Origin of the sequence: Streptomyces sp. SID12488 (genome assembly GCF_010548275.1) — a bacterium.
In the GTDB taxonomy this organism is placed as follows: domain Bacteria; phylum Actinomycetota; class Actinomycetes; order Streptomycetales; family Streptomycetaceae; genus Streptomyces.
On record NZ_JAAGLT010000182.1, the window covers coordinates 1 to 252 of the forward strand.

Annotated in this window: 1 pseudogene; it reads right to left on the reverse strand. The window is 61.5% G+C overall.

From position 1 onward, the window contains the following. Nucleotides 1–134: 134 nt before the first annotated feature. Nucleotides 135–252: pseudogene (locus G3I56_RS44615) on the reverse strand (IS30 family transposase); the annotation flags it as partial.

Consider the following 252-nt stretch of genomic DNA (forward strand, 5'->3'; position numbering starts at 1 on the left):
CGGGCATAGAAGGCGGTTCGGGAGACCTGCAACAGTTCACACGCGCGCTTGACGTTGTGACCGTCTCGCTTCTCCGCCTCGATGAACGGGTGCACCGTCACCGGGTCTCCTTCGCGAAGAAAGCCGTCTTAGATTCAACCGGTCAAGGCAACACTCTCGGCCGGGGTGCGGAATCCCAGGCACTTGCGCGGACGGTTGTTGAGCTTCGTCGCGATGGCGTCGAGGTCGTCCTGGCTGAACGTCGACAGGTTT